Source organism: Stenotrophomonas sp. SPM (genome assembly GCF_003105135.1).
GTDB lineage: Bacteria > Pseudomonadota > Gammaproteobacteria > Xanthomonadales > Xanthomonadaceae > Stenotrophomonas.
Genome location: NZ_QETL01000183.1, coordinates 1 through 3,576, shown reverse-complemented (window position 1 = coordinate 3,576; position 3,576 = coordinate 1). Strand labels below are relative to the sequence as shown.

The 3,576-nt window shown below is 69.8% G+C and carries 5 protein-coding genes; 2 read left to right on the top strand and 3 right to left on the bottom strand.

Annotated features, from left to right (window positions below; all coding sequences use genetic code 11):
- Positions 1–369, top strand: a 369-nt coding sequence (locus DCO49_RS19715; RefSeq protein WP_116865424.1) for a hypothetical protein, incomplete at its 5' end; no start/stop codon positions are given.
- Positions 370–380: 11 nt separating this feature from the next.
- The gene (locus DCO49_RS19710; protein ID WP_116865423.1) at positions 381–1,259 is read left to right on the top strand and encodes a DUF4097 family beta strand repeat-containing protein; all 879 of its coding nucleotides are present in this window, start codon (positions 381–383) and stop codon (positions 1,257–1,259) included.
- Positions 1,260–1,307: 48 nt separating this feature from the next.
- On the opposite strand, the gene DCO49_RS19705 is transcribed toward DCO49_RS19710, so the two are convergent.
- The 3 genes from DCO49_RS19705 to DCO49_RS19695 all read right to left on the bottom strand — a co-directional run bounded on the left by DCO49_RS19705 (position 1,308) and on the right by DCO49_RS19695 (position 3,385).
- On the bottom strand, positions 1,308–1,490 hold the full coding sequence (locus tag DCO49_RS19705; RefSeq protein WP_079222716.1) for a hypothetical protein: 183 nt from the start codon (positions 1,488–1,490) through the stop codon (positions 1,308–1,310).
- An 11-nt stretch (positions 1,491–1,501) separates the two neighbouring features.
- A complete protein-coding gene (locus DCO49_RS19700) occupies positions 1,502–1,795 on the bottom strand; it encodes a YkgJ family cysteine cluster protein (RefSeq protein WP_116865425.1) in 294 nt (97 codons plus the stop codon).
- Positions 1,796–2,023: 228 nt separating this feature from the next.
- Positions 2,024–3,385, bottom strand: a complete 1,362-nt coding sequence (locus tag DCO49_RS19695) for an Hsp70 family protein (RefSeq protein ID WP_116865422.1) — start codon at positions 3,383–3,385, stop codon at positions 2,024–2,026.
- Positions 3,386–3,576: the final 191 nt, after the last annotated feature.

Below are 3,576 nucleotides of genomic sequence, written 5' to 3'. Positions count from 1 at the left end.
CCGCAGCGCAGCCGTCTGCGCGGGTGGCTGCCGCTGGGCACGGCGCTCGCCGCCAGCCTGGCCGTCTATGCAGTGGCACCGTGGCGGCAGGCGCCGCTGCAGGCGCCGGCGCCATCGACCCTGCAGCTGCAGGCGGCGGCCATGACCGAGCAGTACCAGCAGGCCGTGGCATCGCTGCCCGGTGGCCGCGCGGCCGCATGGCAGCCGGCCCTGCACGAACTGGATGAAAGCGCGGCACAGATCCGTGCCGCGCTGGCGCAGGATCCGCGCGCACCGCACCTGCTTGGACAGCTCAAGCGTACCTATGCGCTGCGGCTGGAATTGACCCGGCAGGCGGCGCAGGCCGCCGCAGCCGGAATGACAACCTGAGGAGACACCCCATGCGATCCCTTTTTCCGCTCTGCGCTGCGTTGCTGCTGTTGCCCTCGCTGGCCCTGGCCGACACCCGCGTCGATGAGCGCCATACCCTGGCCAGTGGTGGCCGCATCGAGCTTAGCAACGTGGCCGGCAAGGTCACCGTGCGCGGCTGGGACCGCAACGAGGTGCAGCTGACCGGCAGCCTCGGCGATGGCCTGCAGCTGCGCCAGGAAAAGAGCGCCAACCGCGTGCGCTGGGAAGTGGAGTATCCGCGCCGCCACACCAATGGCACGGCGACGCTGGTGCTGAATGTCCCGCGCGCGTCGGAACTGCTGCTGAGCACGGTCAGTGCCGACCAGGACATCAGTGGCATCGACGTGCGCCGCCTGCAGGCCGATACGGTCAGCGGCAGCCTGACCGCGGCCGGACGCAGTGGCGACAGCAAGCTCAACACGGTCAGCGGCAATGTCATCGCCAAGCTGCAGACGCCGCGGCTGGATGTGAACACGGTCAGCGGTCGCATCGAGGCCGGCGGCGGCGTGTCTGGGGATATTGGTGCGCAGACGGTGTCCGGGCGGGTCGGCGTGGATGCCGGCCGCGTCCAGCGCCTGGCGGTGGAGACGGTCTCGGGCGCCATCGATCTGTCCACCTCCGGCCTGGCGCCGGGGGGCCGCATCAACGTGGAATCGGTCAGTGCGTCGGTCAACCTGCGGTTGCCGGTCAAGGTCTCGGCACAGCTGTCGGTGAACAGCTTCGCCGGCTCGATCAACAGTGATGCCGGCACCGTGGAGCGGCCGCGCTATGGGCCGGGCAGCAGCCTGGACACGAAGCTGGGTGGCGGCGATGGTGACATCCGCATCCAGTCGCATTCGGGCAGCGTGCGGGTCAGCCTGGACCGCTGAGCGCGGCCCGGCAGGCCGCGGCGGCAGCGCCGCCGCGGTCAGGGTGGGTCAGCTGGCTTTCTTCAGCGCCCAGGTGGTGCCAAGCACTTCGATCTTGCCACCGCTCTTGCGGAACGCGGCCAGATCGGACGCAATCGAATCGCTGCTGACCGTGGTGCTGGCGGCCGCGCCCTTGCGTTCGCTGCGGATGCTGTTGGTAGCCTTCGCGGGGGTCTTTGCCTTGCGGGGCATGGTTGCTCCTGTCAGGTGGAAGGGGAGGAAAGCGACCAGGCATCGGCCTGGCGCAGGTAATCCTGCCGCTCGCGGCGGCAGTCGTCGCCACCCATCGAAAACTGGCGGCAGATCGCCGGGCGCTGCGAATAGATCGTGCAGCGCAGGTGATAGGGATCGATCGCCGCGCACCAGCCCTCGTCATTGCGCGCCATCACGGCACGGCCGTGCCTGTCGCGCGAGGTATACTGGCGGGGCACGTTGTCGCCGGCCTGCAGCAGCACGGGCAACCGGCAACAGACCGCGTCACAACGGCGGCAGTCGATGGGTGCTGGTGTTTCTTCAGGTTGTGCGGCCACGGGGGCCAGGCGGGTGCCCAAAGCGGGTCTCGATGGCGGCTCGGGTAGTACGCGGACCATGAACGAGCCAGAAGGCATGGCCGCAAGGCCCGCTGGGCGGGCCGGGCCCTACCCGGGTACACACACCGGCGCAGCCGGCGGAAGGTAGAGCCCTATCAAGCCTACCGAGGGTAGCAAACTCCGCGTAACGTTTTGTTAATCCCGGCTGGCTGCCGCGAGCGCCAAGCCCTGGACGACGCCCAGCGAGGGCTCGCCGTGGACCATGCGGGCGCCCGGGAAGGCCTCGGCGGCGGCCTGCCGCAGGTAGCCGGCGCGGGACATGCCGCCGGTCAGGAACACCGCATCCGGGTCGCCGCCGATGTCGCTGCGGACCTGGGCCAGCAGCTCGCGGATCTGGGTCAGGTAGCCCGAGGCGGCCGTGGCCAGGCCGTCGGTGCTGCTGTCGGCATGCAGGTCGCGGGCGATGTAGTCCAGCGTGCTGCGGTGGCTGGGGCTGCTGCTCAGGGCGATCTTGGCGCGTTCGACGTCGCGGTACAGGCGCGCGGTGTTGCCGGCGTCCTGCAGCGCCTGCAGGCGCGAACCCCACGGATCGTCGACATGGTCGTACTTGTGCTGGCGGAAATCGCGCTGGCGGGTCATGTCCTGCACGGTGGCCGCTTCCACGTAGTGGTGGGCGGGCACGCGGGTGACGCCGCGGCCGAACAGCGGCATGTAGCTGGACAGGCTCAGTGACAGATCGATATCGGTACCGCCACGGGCGATACCCCAGGCCCGGTGGATGCGCGGGGCGGCATCGCCACCGACTTCGGCATGGGCGATGTCGGTGGTACCGCCGCCGATGTCGACGATGACAGCCTGGTGCCGCTCACGGCTTTCGGCGTGGTAGTGCATGGCCGCCGCGGCCGGCTCCTCGAGGAAATCGATCTGGTCGAAGCCGGCCTGGGTGGCGGCCTCGCGCAGGATGTCCAGCGCCTGGTCATTGCCGGCGGCGCCGATCGAGCTGCGGAACTGCACCGGGCGGCCGAGCAGGGCCGCGCGCAGCGGCTGGCCGAGCTGGGCGCTGGCGGTCAGGCGGATGTGTTCGAGGATGTGCGCGGCGATGCCGGTGATGGTCTGGCGCGCGCGCGGGTGCAGGTTGTAGCCGAGCATCGACTTCGGGCTCTGCACCAGGTTGCCTTCGTGTTCCTCGAAATAGGCTTCGAGGGCGTCATCGCCGTAGATGGCGTTCTGCAGCAGGTCGCTGGCGCTGCGTTCCTTGCCGGCGCGGGCTTCCATCCATTCGCGGCGCAGGGCGCGCAGGGCTTCACGGCGCAGCGCCTGCGGGGTGCGTTCCTGGCCGGCGGCCCGGGCGGCACGCGCGGCGCTGTCGATCATCTGCTGCAGTTCGTGTTCCTGGCCGGCATCGAGCTGGAAGTCGTCCGGGTCGGGCACCACGCCGGGGAAATACACGCTGGTGCGGAACTGTTCCGCTTCGCCGAAGCGGATCGGCAGCAGCTGTCCATCACGGACGATGGCGGCGGCGGAGTTGCTGGTACCGAAGTCGATGCCAAGGCGCATGGGGAGGTCCGGGGGCGGGCGGGGGCCGCGCACTCTGCTGCAGTTCGGGTCTTCCTGCAAGTTCCCGCCTCTCGTTCAGGTGGGTTCAGCGCCTCCTTGGATCGCTTGGGCGGCGCGGGGAGGGGCGGACGGGACACGCGGTAAATACGTCCATGTAGCTCGTAGGCGCCGTCCGTGGCGCCTACGGTCCC

Bases quoted from the DNA above. Each gene is read 5' to 3' on its own strand.
- DCO49_RS19710 (WP_116865423.1), top strand. From the start codon at position 381: ATGCGATCCCTTTTTCCGCTCTGCGCTGCGTTGCTGCTGTTGCCCTCG.
- DCO49_RS19705 (WP_079222716.1), bottom strand. From the start codon at position 1,490: ATGCCCCGCAAGGCAAAGACCCCCGCGAAGGCTACCAACAGCATCCGC.
- DCO49_RS19695 (WP_116865422.1), bottom strand. From the start codon at position 3,385: ATGCGCCTTGGCATCGACTTCGGTACCAGCAACTCCGCCGCCGCCATC.